Annotated in this window: 16 protein-coding genes; 2 read left to right on the top strand and 14 right to left on the bottom strand. The window is 68.3% G+C overall.

The window, feature by feature from the left end; all coding sequences use genetic code 11:
* Positions 1-11: 11 nt before the first annotated feature.
* The 4 genes from tauA to ACPUER_RS20400 all read right to left on the bottom strand — a co-directional run bounded on the left by tauA (position 12) and on the right by ACPUER_RS20400 (position 3,425).
* Positions 12-1,028: a taurine ABC transporter substrate-binding protein gene (gene tauA, locus ACPUER_RS20415; RefSeq protein ID WP_425131974.1), complete on the bottom strand. Its 1,017-nt coding sequence runs from the start codon at positions 1,026-1,028 to the stop codon at positions 12-14.
* 255 nt (positions 1,029-1,283) lie between these two features.
* Positions 1,284-2,276 carry a lipoyl synthase gene (lipA, locus tag ACPUER_RS20410; RefSeq protein WP_105389606.1) on the bottom strand — a complete coding sequence of 331 codons (993 nt, stop codon included), beginning with the start codon at positions 2,274-2,276 and terminating at the stop codon, positions 1,284-1,286.
* Entirely contained in the window at positions 2,269-3,015 is a 747-nt protein-coding gene (gene lipB / locus ACPUER_RS20405) for a lipoyl(octanoyl) transferase LipB (RefSeq protein WP_425131973.1), read from the bottom strand. Before lipB ends, lipA begins: the two co-directional genes overlap by 8 nt.
* An 83-nt stretch (positions 3,016-3,098) precedes the next feature.
* Positions 3,099-3,425, bottom strand: a complete 327-nt coding sequence (locus ACPUER_RS20400) for a DUF2917 domain-containing protein (RefSeq protein WP_425131972.1) — start codon at positions 3,423-3,425, stop codon at positions 3,099-3,101.
* A gap of 102 nt (positions 3,426-3,527) precedes the next feature.
* Here ACPUER_RS20400 and ACPUER_RS20395 point away from each other — a divergent pair, with 102 nt between their 5' ends.
* On the top strand, positions 3,528-4,514 hold the full coding sequence (locus tag ACPUER_RS20395; protein ID WP_425131971.1) for a transcriptional regulator GcvA: 987 nt from the start codon (positions 3,528-3,530) through the stop codon (positions 4,512-4,514).
* Here ACPUER_RS20395 and ACPUER_RS20390 read toward each other — a convergent pair.
* The 10 genes from ACPUER_RS20390 to ACPUER_RS20345 form a co-directional block, all read right to left on the bottom strand.
* Entirely contained in the window at positions 4,498-4,806 is a 309-nt protein-coding gene (locus tag ACPUER_RS20390; RefSeq protein ID WP_011546305.1) for an HP0495 family protein, read from the bottom strand. The genes ACPUER_RS20395 and ACPUER_RS20390 overlap by 17 nt on opposite strands.
* On the bottom strand, positions 4,806-5,732 hold the full coding sequence (locus ACPUER_RS20385; protein ID WP_310135349.1) for a D-amino acid aminotransferase: 927 nt from the start codon (positions 5,730-5,732) through the stop codon (positions 4,806-4,808). Before ACPUER_RS20385 ends, ACPUER_RS20390 begins: the two co-directional genes overlap by 1 nt.
* Positions 5,733-5,780: 48 nt before the next feature.
* On the bottom strand, positions 5,781-7,097 hold the full coding sequence (locus ACPUER_RS20380; protein WP_175963816.1) for a D-alanyl-D-alanine carboxypeptidase family protein: 1,317 nt from the start codon (positions 7,095-7,097) through the stop codon (positions 5,781-5,783).
* Between the two features lie 633 nt (positions 7,098-7,730).
* On the bottom strand, positions 7,731-8,375 hold the full coding sequence (locus ACPUER_RS20375) for an alpha/beta hydrolase (RefSeq protein WP_425131970.1): 645 nt from the start codon (positions 8,373-8,375) through the stop codon (positions 7,731-7,733).
* Positions 8,376-8,388: 13 nt separating this feature from the next.
* A complete protein-coding gene (locus tag ACPUER_RS20370; protein WP_011694422.1) occupies positions 8,389-8,706 on the bottom strand; it encodes a (2Fe-2S) ferredoxin domain-containing protein in 318 nt (105 codons plus the stop codon).
* A 150-nt stretch (positions 8,707-8,856) separates the two neighbouring features.
* The gene (locus ACPUER_RS20365; protein WP_175963814.1) at positions 8,857-10,008 is read right to left on the bottom strand and encodes a VanZ family protein; all 1,152 of its coding nucleotides are present in this window, start codon (positions 10,006-10,008) and stop codon (positions 8,857-8,859) included.
* 19 nt (positions 10,009-10,027) lie between these two features.
* Positions 10,028-10,666, bottom strand: coding sequence for an ABC-type transport auxiliary lipoprotein family protein (locus ACPUER_RS20360; RefSeq protein ID WP_425131969.1), 639 nt, complete (start codon positions 10,664-10,666; stop codon positions 10,028-10,030).
* Positions 10,667-10,739: 73 nt separating this feature from the next.
* Positions 10,740-11,669 carry an MlaD family protein gene (locus tag ACPUER_RS20355; RefSeq protein ID WP_425131968.1) on the bottom strand — a complete coding sequence of 310 codons (930 nt, stop codon included), beginning with the start codon at positions 11,667-11,669 and terminating at the stop codon, positions 10,740-10,742.
* A 27-nt stretch (positions 11,670-11,696) separates the two neighbouring features.
* Entirely contained in the window at positions 11,697-12,626 is a 930-nt protein-coding gene (locus ACPUER_RS20350) for an ABC transporter ATP-binding protein (protein ID WP_175963813.1), read from the bottom strand.
* On the bottom strand, positions 12,623-13,747 hold the full coding sequence (locus ACPUER_RS20345) for an MlaE family ABC transporter permease (protein WP_072437319.1): 1,125 nt from the start codon (positions 13,745-13,747) through the stop codon (positions 12,623-12,625). Before ACPUER_RS20345 ends, ACPUER_RS20350 begins: the two co-directional genes overlap by 4 nt.
* 291 nt (positions 13,748-14,038) lie before the next feature.
* Between ACPUER_RS20345 and ACPUER_RS20340 the strand changes: the two genes are divergently transcribed.
* Complete coding sequence (locus ACPUER_RS20340) at positions 14,039-16,102, top strand: bifunctional 2',3'-cyclic-nucleotide 2'-phosphodiesterase/3'-nucleotidase (protein ID WP_175963811.1); 2,064 nt, start codon at positions 14,039-14,041, stop codon at positions 16,100-16,102.
* Positions 16,103-16,224 lie beyond the last annotated feature (122 nt).

The raw sequence follows: 16,224 nt of genomic DNA, 5'->3' as shown, positions 1-16,224 counted from the left end.
CGTAGCCGCGCTCAGCGCGCGGCCTTCTGCACGAACTGCGGATCGACGCCGGCCGAATAGTCGGACAGCACCGTCTGGATCGTGCCCTGCGATTTGAGGAACGCGGCGGTGGCCGCGAGCGACTTCGCGGCGCCCGATTGCGCACCGCCGCCGAGCCACGTCGGCGACGCCTGCTCGGCCGCCGTCGGGAATGCGTAGAGCGCGAGGCTGGCCGGCACGTCCTGCACGTTCGCGCCCGATACCTTCGCCACCGCCGCGACCTGCGGCGACCCGGCCTTCCACGCGGCCGCATGCACACGGTAATCGGCATCGGCGGCGGCGAGCACCTTCACGAAGCGCGTGACGAACTCGGGGTTCTCGCGCGCGAACTTGCGGCTCACGACGAAGCCGTCGAAGGTGGCCTTGCCGCTTTCTTTCGCAACCTTGCCCGACGTCGTCAGCACGGTGCCCGACTGCTTGACCTTCGCCAGCACGGGATCCCAGATATAGGTCGCGTCGATGTCGCCGCGCGCCCACGCGGCCGCGACTTCGGGCGGACGCAGGTTGACGATCTTCACGTCGTTCGGATTGACGCCCGCGGCCTGCAGCGCGACGAGCGTATGGAAATGCGACGTCGACACGAACGGCACGCCGATCTTCCTGCCCTTCAGCGCCGCGATGTTGGTGACGCCCGAACCATTGCGCGCGACGAGCGCCTCGGCGTCGTTGATGTTGTCGAGCACCCAGAACAGCGAAATGTCGAGCCCCTGCGACAGCCCGGCCGCGATTGGGCTCGACCCGGCTTCGCCGAGCTGCACGGAGCCCGACGCGAGCGCGCGGATCACGTCGGCGCCGCTGTCGAGCTTGCGGAACGTTACCTTGTAGCCGGTCGCCTTTTCGACTTCACCGCTCGCCTGCGCGTAGCGCCACGGTACGACCATGTCCTGGTACGCGATCACGACTTCGCGCGATTCGGCGTGCGCCGCGCCGAGCGCGGCAAAGGCGGTCAGCGCGACGACGGCGCGGCGGATGAAGCTGAAACGGGACATGCGGCTCTCCTTCGGAATGCGGGCATTGCTGCGGGAGAGCCGACTATAGGAGCTTTGCGCGCGGCGGGAGCGAACTTATCCTGCGAAGCTATCGATGCCGCTCGAGCTTTGCTTTTCACGCTCGACTGGATCGCGCGTCCGGTCGGGTGGCGATTGCCGTGCGAATGCAGGGATTGCGGCCGCACCAGCAAAAAAGCCCGCATCGCTGCGGGCTTTTTCGACTGCGTGAAGGCTGCGGTAACGCTGACGCGGCGCTCAGACCACGCCGGCCCCATGCGCCTGCAGATCGGCGTGATAGCTCGAACGCACCATCGCGCCGACGGCCGCGTGCGTGAAGCCCATCTTGTATGCCTCTTCCTCGTACATCTTGAACGTATCCGGATGCACGTACGCACGCACCGGCAGGTGGTGCTCGGACGGCTGCAGGTACTGGCCGATCGTCAGCATGTCGACGTCGTGCGCGCGCAGGTCGCGCATCACCTGCAGGATTTCCTCTTCGGTCTCGCCGAGGCCGACCATCAGGCCCGACTTCGTCGCGACGTCCGGATGCAGCGCCTTGAAGTCCTTCAGGAGCTTCAGCGAGTGCGCGTAGTCCGAACCCGGGCGCGCTTCCTTGTACAGGCGCGGCACCGTTTCGAGGTTGTGGTTCATCACGTCGGGCGGCGCGGCGTTCAGGATCGAGATCGCGCGGTCGAGACGGCCGCGGAAGTCCGGCGTCAGGATCTCGATGCGCGTTTCCGGCGACTGCTCGCGCACTTCACGGATGCACTCGACGAAGTGGGCGGCGCCGCCGTCGCGCAGGTCGTCGCGGTCGACGCTCGTGATCACCACGTACTTGAGCTTCAGCGCGGCGATCGTGCGCGCGAGGTTCTTCGGCTCGTCGGTGTCGAGCGGATCGGGGCGGCCGTGGCCGACGTCGCAGAACGGGCAGCGGCGCGTGCACTTGTCGCCCATGATCATGAACGTCGCAGTGCCCTTGCCGAAGCATTCGCCGATGTTCGGGCAGCTCGCTTCCTCGCACACCGTATGCAGGTTGTGCTCGCGCAGGATCGTCTTGATCTCGTTGAAGCGCGAACTGCCGGTGGCCGCCTTCACGCGGATCCACTCGGGCTTCTTCAGCTTCTCGATCGGAATCACCTTGATCGGGATGCGCGCCGTCTTCGCCTGCGCCTTCTGCTTGGCGGTCGGATCGTAGGCAGCGGTCGCGGCCGAATCGGCCGGTGCGGGAGAAGCGGTAACGTCAGTCATTCGATTGTTCCAGTGCCTGCGGCTTGTCGGCGGCCGCGGATGCGCCGTCGAGGTTGGCGATCAGACGGCGCACCAGCGTGTGGGCGACGTCGTTCCAGTCGGCGGCAACCTCGAGGCTCGCCATGTCGACGGTTTCCAGTCCGGCATAGCCGCACGGGTTGATCGCAAGAAACGGGCGCAGATCCATCTTCACGTTCAGGCTCAGCCCGTGATAGCTGCAGCCGTTGCGGATCTTCAGGCCGAGGGCCGCGATTTTCGCGCCTTCGTGCACGCCGGATGCCACGTAGATCCCCGGCGCGCCCGCCTTGCGGACCGAAGCGAGATTATACGCCGCGAGGGTTTCGATCACGGCCTCCTCGATCTTCGTCACGAGCGTGCGCACCATCAGCTTGCGCCGGCGCAAATCCAGCAGCAGGTAGACGACGATCTGGCCGGGGCCGTGATAAGTGATTTGCCCGCCGCGGTCGACCTTCACAAGCGGCACGCCGCTGTCGGCCACCAGCAGGTGGGCCGGGTCGCCCGCCTGGCCGAGCGTGTAGACGGGCGGATGCTCGACCAGCCAGAGCTCGTCGCCGGTGTCGGCCGTGCGCGTGTCGGTGAACGCGCGCATCGCGTCGAAGCTCGTCTCGTAGGCCTCGACGCCCCGCCAGCGCACGGTGACCGGGTGATCCGGCGATTCGGCAGGCGATGCGGAAACGGCGACAGGCGTGGACACGATGGAAACCGGCGAAACGGACATGGGCGGTAGTTTACCGAAAACCCATGGGTCTCGCCGGCCGGGGAAAGGGACGGATGGTCAGTATCCGTCGGAGGAAATGGCGGTCAAACCGTGCGCCATCCGTCGTGGAGCAGCGCGGTGACACGTTCGCGCAGCCGTGCCAGCCCGCCGAGCGCGACTTCCTTGGGCGGCCGCGACACCGAGAACGCGACGCACGCGCCCTCCCGGCCTTCCGCGCTGAGCCACAGCCGCTCGCCGCGGCGCAGCTTCAGCGTCTCGCCATCGACCAGGAAGTAGTCGTCGACGTCGTTGCTGCGCGTCGCCCAGACCGGCCCGCACTGGACGATCAGCCGCGTGCTGCGTTGCACCTTCATCGGCACGGTTTCGCCAACGGGGATTTCGAACGTGATGCTTGAGGAAATTTCTTGCATGATCGACTCCGCCAATAAGTGCTTCGATGGCTACAATCGTAGTCACTTCAAGGCATCCGACAAAACGACCAATTTTCACGTCGATGTGAGGAAAATTAGCAAATGGACCTCCGCCAGCTGCCTGCATTGAACGCGATTCGCGCGTTCGAAGCCGCCGCCCGTCACGAGAATTTCTCGCGCGCCGCCGACGAGCTGTACGTCACGCACGGCGCGGTCAGCCACCAGGTGCGCGCGCTCGAGGAAGAGCTCGGCGTGCAGCTTTTCACGCGCAACGGCAAGCGGCTGTGCCTGACCGACGCCGGCATGCGCTACGCGCAGCAGATCCGCACCGCGCTGATGGTGATCGCCGACGCGACGCGCGACGTGCGCGCGAGCGACCGCGACCGGCGGCTCGTGGTGTCGATGCTGTCGTCGTTCGCCGCGCGCTTCATCACGCCACGCATCGGCACGTTCATCGAGCGGCATCCGGAAATCGACGTCGAGCTGCAGTCGACCAACTCGCTCACCGATTTCGCGCGCGACGACGTCGATCTCGCGATCCGCTTCGGCTTCGGCAGCTACCCGGGGCTGCACGTCGAGCCGCTGTTCGAGGAAGTGTTCTTTCCGGCGTGCGCGCCGACGCTGAACGGCGGCAAGCTGCCGCAGACGCCCGCCGATCTCGCGCACTACAACCTGCTGCGCTCGGACGACGAGCTGTGGCGGCCGTGGTTCGACGCGGCCGGGCTCGATACGCTGACCGAGCCGAAGCGGGGGATTCTGTACCAGGATTCGTCGAACCTGCTGCTGGCCGCGATCGACGGCCAGGGCATCGCGCTGGTGCGCCGCTCGCTCGCGGTGCACGACCTGCTGGACGGGCGCATCGTGCGCCTGTTCGACATCGACGGGCCGAGCCCGTGGCACTATTTTTTCGTGTGTCCGCCGCCGCTGCTGAACACGCCGCGCGTGCAGGCGTTCAGGACCTGGCTGCTCGAGGAAGTCGCCGAATACAAGCGGCTGTGCGACGAGCTGGACGCGCGGCGCGCGGCGGGGAAGACCCCCGCCGAATGCGCGCAGGAAGGAGGATGGAAGGCGCTTAGAGTACGACCTTGACCATCGGATGGCCGGTCAGTGCGCGGTAGATATTGTCGAGCTGTTCCTGGCTCGTCGCGCGCACGGTGATCGTGAGGCCCGTGTAATTGCCGCCGCTCGACGCGCGCTCCTCGATCTTCTCGACATCGATCTCGTTGTCGTGAACGGCGACGACCTTGAAGATCGTGTCCTTGAACTCGGGGTGCGCCTTGCCCATGATCTTGATCGGGAAATCGCACGGGAACTCCAGCAGCGACTCCTTCCGGGTCTCGATCGCGCCGGTGACCTCGACGGTTTTGGTCGGTTCGCTCATCATTTTCTCCGGGTTAGGTCAAACTGTTCAAACTCGCGTGCCTTCGCACGCTGGTACGCGTCGTACAGCGCCGCGAACACGGGGCCCGGCTTGCCGCCCTGCACGGGCAGATCGTCGAGCGACGTGACAGGCAGCACTTCCTTCGTGGCCGACGTGATCATGATCTCGTCGGCCGCGCGCAACTCCGCTTCGCTGATCTCGCGCGCGACGAACGGAATCCTGCATTCGTCGGCCAGCTCCTCGACCAGCGCGTAGCGGATCCCCTCGAGGATCTTGTTGCTGCGCGGCGGCGCGAGCAGCTCGCCATTCTTCACGACCCACACGTTCGACGACGAGCCTTCGGTCAGGTAGCCGTCGCGCAGTTGCAGCGTCTCGAACGCATCGCGTTCCGCCGCATGCTGCGCCATCAGCACGTTGCCGAGCAGCGAGATCGACTTGATGTCGCAATGCAGCCAGCGGCGATCCTCGGCCGTCACGCAACGCACGCCCTTCGCGCGCTCTTCTTCCGACGGCAGGCGCAGCGGGCTCGTCATCGCGAACACCGTCGGCACCGCGTTCGCCGGGAACGCATGGCCGCGCTTCGCGACGCCGCGCGTCACCTGCAGGTAGACGAGCGCGTTGCCGTCGCCGAGGCCTTCGGCATTCACCGCGACGACGCGCTCGATCAGCGCGCGCCAGCCAGCGGCGTCGTGCGGGTTGTCGATGCCGATCTTCTTCAGGCTGCGCGCGAGCCGCTCCAGATGCTGCTCGATCCGGAACGGCACGTGCGCGCCGTCGTGCGCATAAACGGGGACGACTTCATACACGCCGTCGCCGAAGATGAACCCGCGGTCGAGCACCGGGACACGGGCTTCGGACAGCGGCACCAGTTCCTCCTGCGACGAGACGCTGAGGTAGACGATCGGTTCGAATTCGGCTTGGCTCATGGTTATGACAGATGGGGATGAAGTCGTAAAAACAAAGGCCCGTCTCGCTTACTTCTTCTTGCTGAACATCAGCAGGATCGAGTCCCAGATACGGCCGAAGATACCGGCTTCCGGCACGGCCTGCAGCGCGACGACCGGGAATTCGGAAAGCGTCTTGCCGTCGGCGACGATCTTCACGGTGCCGACCTGCTGGCCTTCCGCGAGCGGCGCGATCAGCGGCGCGTTGACGTCGACTTCCGTCTTGACCTTGTCGCCGAGGCCGCGCGGCACGGTCGCCCACTGGTCGCCCTTCACGCCGACCTGCACGGTGTTCGCCTTGCCCTTGTAGATGCGCGGCGTCGAGATCGCCTGGCCGCCCTTGAACAGGCGCACCGAATCGAACGCGCTGTAGCCGTAGTTCAGCATCTTCATGCTGTCCTGCGTGCGCTCGCCTTCCTTCTGCTCGCCCATCATCACCGACACCAGGCGGCGCTGGCCGTCGACACCCGGAATCGCGCGCTTGGCCGACGCGATCAGGCAGTAGCCGGCCGCCTGCGTATGGCCCGTCTTCAGGCCGTCGACCGTCGGGTCGAGCCACAGCAGACGGTTGCGGTTGCCCTGGCGGATGTTGTTGTACTTGAATTCCTTCTCCGAGAAGATGCCGTAGTACTGCGGAAAATCGCGGATCAGGTGCGCGGACAGCTTCGCGAGGTCGCCGGCCGTCGTGTAGTGGTTCGGGTCGGGCATGCCGTTCACGTCGGCGAAGTGCGTGCCCTTCATGCCGAGGCGCTGTGCCTCGTCGTTCATCAGCGTGACGAACTGCCCTTCGCTGCCGCCGACGAGTTCGGCCAGCGCGATCGCGGCGTCGTTGCCCGACTGGATGATCATCCCGTACACGAGGTCGTGCACGGACACCGGCTTGTTCGCCTCGATGAACATGCGCGACTCGTCGCGGCCGACGCGGCGCACCGCGTCGCTCGGCGTGACGATCTGCTCCATCGAGATCTTCTTCTTGTCGAGCGCCTCGAACACGAGGTAGGCCGTCATCAGCTTCGTCAGCGACGCGGGCTCGACGCGCTCGTCCGCATTGCCCGATGCGAGCACCGTGTTGCTCGTCGCGTCGACGAGCACCCACGAACGCGCATTCACGCCCGGCGGCGGCACCGCGCCCGGCATGTAGACTGCGGGCGCGCCGGTGAACTGCTCGGCAGCGGCGGCCGGCGCCGCATGCGCGGCCTTGGCCTTGGCGGCCGGCTTCGCCTCGGCGACGACGATCGTCGACGCGAGCGCGACGGGCAGCATCACGCCGAGCGCGACGTTGCGCGCGGCGGTGCCGAAGGCGATGGAGGAAGCGAGGGACTTGAGGCCTTGGGGAGACAGACGCATGATCGATTCAGGCTGATGGCAGAAAGTGCGGTGCGAAACGCGCAGGGTTGAACGGCAAGGCGGCGGGCGTTTCGGGCACTCGCCCGACATCGTCGGGCGACGCGAAACGCGCCGGTTGGACTCGTGCGGACGCGTTCGGTTCGCGGCCGTCGCGAGCGGGCGGACAGGCGGCGAAACGAGCGCCGCATGCGCCCAGCCGGGCCGCGGGCGACGCGAAATGCGGCCATTATACGTGGCCGCGAACGGCGTTTTCGCGAACCTGGTGTCGCGTCCCGTGCCACGCGGTGTCGACGTGCCGGCGCAATCGTGCTCGCGGCAACGCGCAAACCGCGGCGATATCCGGCGGCATCGCGAGAATTTGCAGCGCCGCCACGGCGCCCGAAGGCGCAGCACGTCGGTGCCGATTTGCGCCGAACACCGCACGATCGCAGGACGGCCGCACACCGGCTTCAGGAGGATAGCGCGGGCACGCTGCGGGAAATCGCCCGAAGCCGCGCGAAAGGCGCGCGCAGGCGGTGTGCAAGTCCGGTTGCGCGCGCGGTGCGGCGCGATGTCGTGTGGTCGATCGCGCATTCGGCGGGTGCCGGTGCGCAACGCGAGCCGCCGGCCGTTACGCCGGCGCCCGCGTGCCGGCTAGCGCCACGCGTCGACGATGATGCGCTTCAGCACATGCAGCTTGCGATGGAGGAAATGCTCGGCGCCGGGGATCACGACGACCGGCAGCTCCTGCGGCCGCGCCCAGTCGTACACCGACGCGATCGGCACCGTGTCGTCGGTTTCGCCGTGGATCACGAGCGTGTTCTCCGGCACGTCGGCCACCTGCCAGCGGCTTGCGGCCGTGCCGACGAACACCATCCGCTCGATCGGCACGCCCGTGTCGCGCAGCCGCTTCGCGACATGCGACAGCACGAAGGTGCCGAACGAGAAGCCCGCGAGCACGAGCGGCAGGTCCGCATACGCGGGCTGCGCGCGCATGTGCGCGAGCACCGCGAGCAGGTCGTCGGCCTCGCCGGTGCCGTTGTCGTGCACGCCTTCGGTCGCGCCGACGCCGCGGAAGTTCGACCGGTAGACGACGTAGTCGAGCTGCACGAGCGTGCGCGCCAGGGTCTGCGCGACCTTGTTGTCCATCGTGCCGCCGAACAGCGGATGCGGATGCGCGACGAGCGCGATGCCGCGCGGCGCGGCGCTGCCTTCGCGCACGGCGTCGGGCAGGTCGACCGCGATTTCGATCTGCCCGACCGGGCCCGCGATCAGCGATTTCTGCGTATGAACGTTCATTCGGCCGGCCCGCTCAGATCTTCAGGCGATCGACGACCTTGCCGTCGCGCAGGTGCGATTCGACGATCTCGTCGATGTCGGCCTGGTCGACGTACGTGTACCACGTGCCTTCCGGGTACACGACCATCACGGGCCCTTCCTCGCAGCGGTCGAGGCAGCCGGCCTTGTTGATGCGAACCTTGCCGGGCCCCGCGAGGCCGAGTTCCTTCACGCGCTTTTTCGCGTATTCCTGCATGGTCTGCGCGTCGCATTGCGCGCAGCTCGGCCGTTCGGCGCCCGGTTCGCGCTGGTTCAGGCAGAAGAAGACGTGGTGCTGGTAGTAGGAATCCATGATGGTGACGAGCGGCCCGGCGCGATGCCGGGCGGAAAGAGGGGCGATAGCCGTTGCACAGTGCAACGGATGATGGTCCGGACGATTATAGCGACCGGCGCGCGCCGCTGCCCGCGATGCGGCCGGGACTGCGCTGCCCGGCCTGCACCGTCAGCGGCGCACCGCGGCCGGCAGCCACGCGCGCTCGACGCGCTGGCCGAGCCAGATCAGCGCCGCGTACGGCCAGATCCACGCGAGCCAGCGCGCGATGCTGTTGAAGTGCACGTAGCGGCCCTGCCGCCAGCCCGACAGCGTGAAGTCGAAGAACGGATTGACCGGCAGCAGGTTGACGAGCGCCACGCCGGCCAGCAGCGCAAGTGCCGCCAGCGTCGCGCGCCAGGTCGCCGGCACGTGCAGCGCGACGAGCGCGGCCGCGAAGCCGAGCTCGATGCCGAGCCGCGCGCCGGGCGTCGCCCACACGACGACGAGGCCGGTGGCCGACTGCATGAACGTCGCGGCCGCCTTCAGCACGAGCGTCGCGGCGACGAATGCGATCAGCAGCCGGATGCGCGGCGCACTCGGCCGCATCGCGAGCGACGCGATCGCCAGCACGGCGAACAGCATCAGCCCGCCGAGCGCGGCCTCCCACGCGGAATCGGACAGCCAGCCGTCGACGCGCTCGGGCCATTCGCTCACGTGCCACGCGGCCGGCAGCCAAGCGAGCAGCGTGTCCTGCATCGACGCGTCGGCGCGCTCCCACAGCGCGGCCGGCCAGTCGCCGATGCCGAACAGGAACGGCGACGGAAACAGGATCGCGAACGGCCACAGCACGGCCAGCAGCAGCGGCGTCGCGCCATCGGCCTCGAACCACGCGAAGCGCAGCCGGCGCAGCGCGCCGCGGTCGAGCAGCGCACCGGTGGCCGGCGCGACGAGCGCCGCGCCCAGCAGCGCGCCGAGCGCGTTGGCCGCGAGATCGAGATTCGACGCGATGCGCGTCGGCAGGTAGGTCTGCAGCGCCTCCATCGAGCCCGACAGCAGCACGCCGAGCGCGCCCGCGATCAGCGTCGCGGCAACCCCGCGCCAGCGCGGGTGCAGCGCAAGCACGCCGAGCGCGCCGAACGGCAAATAGCCGAGCACGTTCGTGACCACGTCGAACGCGGTCACGTAGCGCTGCATCGGCGCGAACAGGTAGTCGAACGGCCCGATGCCGAGCGACACCCAGCCTTCGAACGGATACAGCGACGCGTAGACGATAAGCGCCGCGTAGGCGGCAAAGGCCTGCCGCGCGAGCGGCGATTCGCGATGCGGGCCGGTCGCGTTCATCGCGGCTGCGCGGCGTGCGTCACGGCGTGCCCGCGTACGCCTGCATGCCGACCCACGCGGCGATCTGCGACACGAGCTCGTCGCTCGCCGTCGCGAGCGCACGCGCGCCGCCGGCCGCGTCGGGCGTGCTCGACGGCGCGCGCGCGACGAACGTGCGCTGGCCGAGCACCTTGCCGTCGAGCGTCAGCGTCGCGCGCGCGGTGACGGCGCCGTGGCTTTGCGACTGCCCGTCGAACACCTGCTCGAATTCGTTCAGGTCGACCTTGAGGGTCGGCGCGCGCACGCCGTCGGACCCTTCGAGCACCGTGCCGCGCGACGACAGCGCGCCGCGCAGCCGCTGCGTGAGCAGTTGCGCGGGCGGTGCGGTCCAGCGGCTGTCGCGATAGACGGCCACGTGCTGCGCATCCGCGTACGCGAGGCGGTACGCGAACTTGTCCGAATCGAGCGCGTCGGGCGCGGCGACGTCGAGCACCTTCAGCGCGGGGCCCGCACCGGCCGTCACGACCGGAGAAGCCGGCCCGAGGTCGTAGCGGACATTCGACAGCACCGCGCTGTTGCCGGCGCAGCCGGCCGCAAGCGCAAGCGTCAGCACGGCGAGCGCGGTCGCAGCCGGACGCAGCGCGCGTTCAAGGATTCGTGGCATGGCGTGTTCCTGCATGATGTTTCCGGTTTCGATGGGCGTCACTGCCCGGCCGTTTCCGGCCAGGCGATCGACGGGTTTCCGGCCTGCTTCACTTCCCGGCCGTCGCACCCGGCCAGACGAAGCCCGCTTCGCCGGGCCCCGGCGCCGCGCCGGGCGAACCGAACAACAGACTGCGCGGGTTGCGGCCGAGTTCACCGGCGACGTCCTTCAATTGCTGCGACGCGTCGCCGACGCTGCCGGCCAGCGCATTGAAGCGCGGCAGCGTGTCGTACTGCACGCGCGCGTTGAGATCGTTCAGCGCGACGCCGACCTGCTCGGCGGCCGTGCCGGCCTTGTTCAGGTTCGACACGAGCGGCCCGTTCGGCTGCAGCAGCGTGTTCGCCGACGCCATCGTGCGGTTCACCTGGTGCATCGTTTCCGGTAGCGCGGCGACGGCCGGGGCGAGTTGCTTCGACAGCGTCGTCGCGCCATCGGCCGCGTGCTGCAGGCTTTCGGCCGTCGCGCGCAACTGCTCGCGCATCTCGGGCGACATCAGCGCGTTCGCGCTTTTCGCGGCCTGTTCGAGCTGCCGCAGCAGCACGTCGCCGCGCTCCTGGATCTGGTCGAACAGGCTCGGCCGCATCGGGATCTGCGCAATCGCCTTCGGCGACGACGGCAGCGGCGCCAGGTCGCGGCCCGTATCCTCGAGCTGCACGAACGCGATGCCCGTCACGCCCTGGAAGCCGAGGCTGCCGTAGGTCGACTGCGTGATCGGCGCGTCGTGGTCGACGAGAATCCGGATCCGGATCTGGCCCGGGTGCGTGCGGTCGAAGCCGATCGACTGCACCTTGCCGACGTCGAGACCGCGAAAGCGCACGGCCGCGTCCGGGAACAGCCCCGTCACGTTGGTGCGCGCGAGCAGGTCGTACGGCACGCGCACGGTGCGGTCGACGTTGAACCAGAACACGGTGCCCGCGATCGCGAGCGTCAGCGCGATCGTGAACAGGCCGGCCCAGAACGCATGTGATTTGTTTTCCATTCGCGGGTTCCTTGCTCCTTGCCTTGCCTACAGATCGACGCTCGACAGCGCCGGTTCGAGGGCCGCCTTCGGCAGCTTCGCGCGCCGCTCGGGCGGCAGCGCCTGCAATGCGCGGCGCCCGCGCAGCCCCAGGAAATATTCGTGGATGAACGGATGGTCGACGTTCGCGACCTCCTCGACCGGCGCGGCGACCAGCACCTTGCGGTCGGCCAGCACCGCGACGCGCGTCGACAGCGCGACCATCGTGTCGAGATCGTGCGTGATCATCACGACGGTCAGCCCGAGCGTGCGGTGCAGCGTCGCGATCAGCTCGACGAACTCGTCGGACGCCTGCGGATCGAGGCCGGCCGTCGGCTCGTCGAGGAACAGCAGCTCGGGCTCGAGCGCGATCGCGCGCGCGATGCCGACCCGCTTCACCATCCCGCCCGACAGCGCGGCCGGCATCTTCGACGCGTGCTTGCACGGCAGCCCGACCATCTCGAGCTTCAGCATCACGATGTCGTGCAGCAGGTCCGGCGGCACGCGGCCGAGCTCTCGCAGCGGCTGCGCGACGTTGTCGAACACCGTCATCGACGAGAACAGCGCGCCCTGCTGGAACAGCATCCCCGAGCGCGTGCGCATCATCCGCGCGCTCGCGTCGTCGATCGTCGCCGTATCCTCGCCGAACACCTTGATCGTGCCCGACGTCGGTCGCTCGAGGCCGAGGATCTGGCGCACGAGCGTCGTCTTGCCGGAGCCCGAGCCGCCGACGACCGACACGATCTCGCCGCGCCGCACGTCGAAGTCGAGCTTCTGGTGAATGATGTTGCGCCCGTAGCGCTTGGTCAGGTTGCGCACCTCGATCACGAGGTCGCCGGCCTCCGCCGCAGAGGCCGGCTGTGCGCCGACCGCCGCGACACCGACGGCCGCGGCGTGGGCGGGCGCGGCACCCGCCGCCGATTCGTTCGATGCGTTCATCCGAGCCCCACGTTCTGGAACAGGATCGCGAACACCGCGTCGGCGAGGATCACGACCGTGATCGACGACACGACCGACGTGGTCGTCCCTTCGCCGAGGCTCTGCGAGTTCGCCTTGATCCGGAAGCCGAAATGGCAGGCGACCAGCGCGATCAGCATGCCGAACACGACGCCCTTGCCAACGCCGATGTACAGGTTCGCGATCGGCACGACGCCCGGCAGCGAGCGCACGAAATAGTTGACGTCGATCCCGAGCACGAGCTTCGCGGCGAGCGCGCCGCCCGTCAGCGCGATGATGTTGGTCCACATCACGAGCAGCGGCATCGCGACGCCGAGTGCAAGCACGCGCGGCAGGACCAGCCGCAGCCCGTGCGGGATGCCCATCACGCGCATCGCGTCGAGCTCCTCGGTCACGCGCATCACGCCGATCTGCGCGGTGATCGCCGAGCCCGAGCGGCCCGCGACCAGGATCGCCGACAGCACGGGGCCGAGCTCGCGGATCACCGACAGCCCGAGGATGTTCACGATGTAGCGGTTCGCGCCGAACATCTGCAGCTGCTGCGCGGACAGGTAGCTGAGCACGATGCCGATCAGGAACGCGACGAGCGCGGTGATCGGCAGCGCCTGTGCGCCGGCGCTGTAGATGTTCGCCGAGGTTTCCTTCCACGGCATGGTCTGCGGACGGCGCAGCACCGACAGCGCGTCGAGGATCACGAGGCCGAACATCGCGATGCCGCCCTGCAGGTGTTCGCCGAACGTGAAGATCGCCTGGCCGAGCCGCGTGACGGGATCGACGCGCACGACGCGCTCGGGCGCCTCGCGCCCGCTGTCGAGCCGCTCGATGCGCTCGAAGATCGTGCGCTGCGTGTCGCTCAGCGCGACGCCGGCCGGCAGCTTGCGGCCCCACACGCGCCACAGCGCCTGGCCGCCGACGTGATCGAGCCGCTCGATGCCGGACAGATCCCATTCGCTCACGCGCCCGGACCCGATGCTCGCGACGCGGCGCGCGACCGCGCCGCGATTGCGCGCAAGCGCGATCGCGGTCCACTGGCCGGTCAGGCGCACCGTCTGGCCCTGGCTGCCGGCGTCGACCGACAGGCCGGGAGGAGTCTCGAAGTCCAAGGGCAGGTTGTTTGCAAAAGGATGACAGCGGCCATTGTAGCGAACCGCCCGGCGCAGCGACGTGAGGATGTCGGTGGGGGCGCCTGGCCGGGGGCGCCCGGCCGAGAGCGCCCGGCCAAGGCCTGCCCGGAGGCCGCCGCACAGCGCGGCCCGCTGCCGGCATCATCGCCTTTCATTCTTCCGTCACGTTTCCTTTCGATACTCTCACGCGCCGCACCTCAGGCCGTCGGCGCCCCGCGCCGCCATTTCGTTGCGCACCTCGCCATAACAGAACACTAAACAGGACAACCGATGCGTTTCCCCCCGCTTTCCCGCCGCCGCGTACCGGCCGCCGCCGCGCTCGCCAGCCTGGCCTTTGCCCTCGCCGGCTGCGGCGGCGACGACGTCACCGCCCCGCCGCCGTCGCAGGCCCAGGCGCCCGTCGGCACGACGGCCACGCTCGCGCTGCTCGAAACGACCGACCTGCACACCAACGTGTTGTCGTATGACTATTTCAAGCTCGCCGCCGACAATTCGCTCGGCTTCGAGCGGGTGTCGACGCTGATCGCGCAGGCGCGCGCGCAGTACCCGAACACGCTGCTGCTCGACAACGGCGACACGATCCAGGGCACCGCGCTGTCGGACTACCAGGCGCTCGTGAAGCCGATCGGCTGCGACCAGACGCTGGCGATCTACAAGGTGATGAACGCCGCTAAATTCGACGGCGGCGGGATCGGCAACCACGAGTTCAACTACGGGCTGCCGTACCTGTCGCAGGTGACCGGCAACACGTTCGAGGTCGACGGGCTGCCGGCTCCGGCCCAGCAGAAGAAGTGCGCGGGCCCGAACTTCCCGCAGGTGCTCGCGAACGTGATCAGCGCGAAGACCAACGCACCGCTGTTCACGCCGTACACGATCCTGACCCGCACGGTGACGGCGACGACGCCGGACGGCAAGACGGTCAGCGCGCCCGTGAAGGTCGGCATCATCGGCTTCACGCCGCCCGCGATCATGAGCTGGGACAAACGCTGGCTCGACGGCAAGGTCTACACGACCGGCCTGAAGGAAGCCGCCGAGAAGTACATTCCCGAGATGCGCGCAAAGGGCGCCGATCTCGTCGTCGCGATCTCGCACGGCGGCCTCGACAATTCCGCGTATTCGCCGACGATGGAAAACGGCAGCTGGTGGCTGTCGACCGTCTCCGGCATCGACGCGATGCTGATCGGCCACTCGCACCAGGTGTTCCCGGACGCGAACAGCACCGTGTCGCAGTTCAACCTGCCGGGCGTCGACAAGGTCAAGGGCACCGTCAACGGCGTGCCGACCGTGATGGCCAACTACTGGGGCAAGCACCTCGGCGTGATCAAGCTCGGCCTGAAGTTCGACGGCAAGACGTGGAGCGTCGACAAGTCGCAGACGACCGTCGAGGCGCGGCCGATCCAGAACGCCGACAAGACCTACGTCGCGGCCGACCCGTCGGTATCCGCGGCGATCGCGGCCGAGCACCAGGCGACGATCGACTACGTGAAGACGCCGATCGGCTCGACCGACTACCGGATGAACTCGTACTTCGCGGATGTCGGCGATCCGGGCGCGATCCAGATCGTCAACGAGGCGCAGGCCGACTACGTGAAGACCTACGTGCAGGCGAACCTGCCGCAGTACGCGTCGCTGCCGGTGCTGTCGGTCAGCGCGCCGTTCAAGAGCGGCTTCGGCGGCGGCAGCGACTATACCGACGTCGCGCCGGGCGCGCTCGCGATCAACAACGCGGCCGACCTGTACCTGTATCCGAACACCGTGTACGCGGTGAAGGTGAGCGGCGCCGACGTGAAGAACTGGCTCGAGACCGCCGCGAAGCGCTTCAACCGGATCGACCCGACGCAAGCGACCGTGCAGAAGCTCGTCAGCAGCTTCCCCGGCTACAACTTCGACATGTTCACGTCCGCCGATCTGTCATACGAGATCGACGTCACCCAGCCGCTCGGTAGCCGGATCAGGAACCTGACGTACAAGGGCGCGCCGATCGACCCGAACGCGCAATTCATCGTCGCGACCAACAACTACCGCGCGAGCGGCGGCGGCAACTTCCCGGGCCTCGACGGCAGCAAGACGATCTTCGCGTCGCCCGATGCGAACCGCGACGTGCTGATCTCGTTCATCAAGAAGCGCGGCGCGATCACGCGCACGGCCGACGGCGCGCAGCGCAGCTGGCGCTTCACGAAGCTCGCGAGCTCGGTCGCGCACGTGCAGTTCGCGTCCGCGCCGAACCGCCTCGGCGATGCTGCCGCCGCCGGCCTGGCCGGCATCACGCAGGTCGCGGCCGACGACGGTTCGGGCAAGAACCTCGCCACCTACGAGATCGACCTCACGCAATGAGACACGCGATGCAACCGATCCGGACGATGCGGCCGGCCGAAACCGGCTTCGCCGCCGCCGCGCGGCGCCTGCTGCGCGCGAAACTCCCGCCGGCCGCGCTGCTCGCGGCGGCGGCCGTGACC

It is taken from the genome of Burkholderia sp. DN3021 (assembly GCF_049805555.1).
Classification (GTDB): domain Bacteria; phylum Pseudomonadota; class Gammaproteobacteria; order Burkholderiales; family Burkholderiaceae; genus Burkholderia; species Burkholderia pyrrocinia_C.
Note: the sequence above shows the minus strand (reverse complement) of the source record. Positions and strands in the feature narration are given on the sequence as shown.

Bases quoted from the DNA above. Each gene is read 5' to 3' on its own strand.
- tauA (WP_425131974.1), bottom strand. From the start codon at position 1,028: ATGTCCCGTTTCAGCTTCATCCGCCGCGCCGTCGTCGCGCTGACCGCC.
- lipA (WP_105389606.1), bottom strand. From the start codon at position 2,276: ATGACTGACGTTACCGCTTCTCCCGCACCGGCCGATTCGGCCGCGACC.
- lipB (WP_425131973.1), bottom strand. From the start codon at position 3,015: ATGTCCGTTTCGCCGGTTTCCATCGTGTCCACGCCTGTCGCCGTTTCC.
- ACPUER_RS20400 (WP_425131972.1), bottom strand. From the start codon at position 3,425: ATGCAAGAAATTTCCTCAAGCATCACGTTCGAAATCCCCGTTGGCGAA.
- ACPUER_RS20395 (WP_425131971.1), top strand. From the start codon at position 3,528: ATGGACCTCCGCCAGCTGCCTGCATTGAACGCGATTCGCGCGTTCGAA.
- ACPUER_RS20390 (WP_011546305.1), bottom strand. From the start codon at position 4,806: ATGAGCGAACCGACCAAAACCGTCGAGGTCACCGGCGCGATCGAGACC.
- ACPUER_RS20385 (WP_310135349.1), bottom strand. From the start codon at position 5,732: ATGAGCCAAGCCGAATTCGAACCGATCGTCTACCTCAGCGTCTCGTCG.
- ACPUER_RS20380 (WP_175963816.1), bottom strand. From the start codon at position 7,097: ATGCGTCTGTCTCCCCAAGGCCTCAAGTCCCTCGCTTCCTCCATCGCC.
- ACPUER_RS20375 (WP_425131970.1), bottom strand. From the start codon at position 8,375: ATGAACGTTCATACGCAGAAATCGCTGATCGCGGGCCCGGTCGGGCAG.
- ACPUER_RS20370 (WP_011694422.1), bottom strand. From the start codon at position 8,706: ATGGATTCCTACTACCAGCACCACGTCTTCTTCTGCCTGAACCAGCGC.
- ACPUER_RS20365 (WP_175963814.1), bottom strand. From the start codon at position 10,008: ATGAACGCGACCGGCCCGCATCGCGAATCGCCGCTCGCGCGGCAGGCC.
- ACPUER_RS20360 (WP_425131969.1), bottom strand. From the start codon at position 10,666: ATGCAGGAACACGCCATGCCACGAATCCTTGAACGCGCGCTGCGTCCG.
- ACPUER_RS20355 (WP_425131968.1), bottom strand. From the start codon at position 11,669: ATGGAAAACAAATCACATGCGTTCTGGGCCGGCCTGTTCACGATCGCG.
- ACPUER_RS20350 (WP_175963813.1), bottom strand. From the start codon at position 12,626: ATGAACGCATCGAACGAATCGGCGGCGGGTGCCGCGCCCGCCCACGCC.
- ACPUER_RS20340 (WP_175963811.1), top strand. From the start codon at position 14,039: ATGCGTTTCCCCCCGCTTTCCCGCCGCCGCGTACCGGCCGCCGCCGCG.